At 49.4% G+C, this 1,159-nt stretch carries 1 protein-coding gene and 1 tRNA gene; both read left to right on the plus strand.

Annotation, left to right across the window (positions count from 1 at the left end):
* Positions 1-125 precede the first annotated feature (125 nt).
* The gene (locus tag JKK62_RS09610; RefSeq protein WP_201427701.1) at positions 126-938 is read left to right on the plus strand and encodes a metallophosphoesterase; all 813 of its coding nucleotides are present in this window, start codon (positions 126-128) and stop codon (positions 936-938) included.
* Positions 939-1,044: 106 nt separating this feature from the next.
* Positions 1,045-1,120 (plus strand) — tRNA-Val (locus JKK62_RS09615).
* The last annotated feature ends 39 nt before the right edge of the window (positions 1,121-1,159 follow it).

Raw genomic sequence — 1,159 nt, forward strand, 5'->3', positions numbered from 1 at the left:
AAAAAGCGCCTCAATCCGCATTTCCGCGCTACGGATATCGGACTGAAGGAAAGCGAAGTCAGCTTCTGGAAATAAGAATATTTCAGATTATCAGGCAATAAATTATACGGAGGTGAGGAACGCGTATGTCGAAGCCTGTTGTAACAGAGTACGAGGTGTTTTCAGAGCGTATCAGAAAGCCGCTAAAGATCGCTTTGGTTACGGATTTGCACGAGCGCCGCGCCATTGACATACTGAATCTGCTGCGCGCTCAGAACCCCGATTTAACGGTCGTTGCGGGCGATACGCTCGAGCGTTACCGTGAGAGATATCAGTCGACGGTAAAAAGGCGGTTCAATCCGATCCGCTGGCTGATTGTAAATATAATTTACTACGTCAACTTATTTTTCATGCTTCTGCGCCCTAAGCGAAGTAAGCCCGACACCAAAAACGCATATTCATTCCTGCGTCAGGCGGCGGACATCGCGCCCGTGTTTCTCAGTCTGGGCAATCACGAGGAAGAGCTTATGTGTGAGGACAGGGAGTTTTTCCGGAACAACGGGATTCACTGCCTGGACAACGAGGAAGCCGAGGCTGTGGTCAACAGTAACTTTATGCTGATCGGCGGCCTTTCGGACGAATATGACGAGGAGTGGCTGAGCAGCTTCGCACAAAAAGACGAGCTCAGGCTGCTGCTCTGTCACAATCCGAACTATTACGAAACGCTGAAAATAAACGACACGGATATCGATTTGATTGTGTCAGGACACAACCACGGCGGACAAATCCGCATTTTCAGCATGGGCGTCGCGGGTGCGGGCGGAAAGCTGTTCCCGAAGTACGACAAGGGTATTTATGACGGACGTATGGTTGTATCTGCGGGCTGTTCGAATACTGCGGCGATACCGCGCATCAACAATCCGCGCGAGCTGGTAATCATTCACCTGAAAAAAAGATAATCCGAAATTTTTACAAGAAAGGTATTGACTTTACAGCGGTTTTGTGATATCATAATATACGTCGCTGAGAGATAAAGCGAAAGCTGAGGCGACAAAGGCATTAGTTGGGAGTTTAGCTCAGCTGGGAGAGCATCTGCCTTACAAGCAGAGGGTCACAGGTTCGAGCCCTGTAACTCCCACCAATAATGGCCCGGTAGTTCAGTTGGTTAGAACGCTAGCCT

The organism is Ruminococcus difficilis (assembly GCF_016680995.1).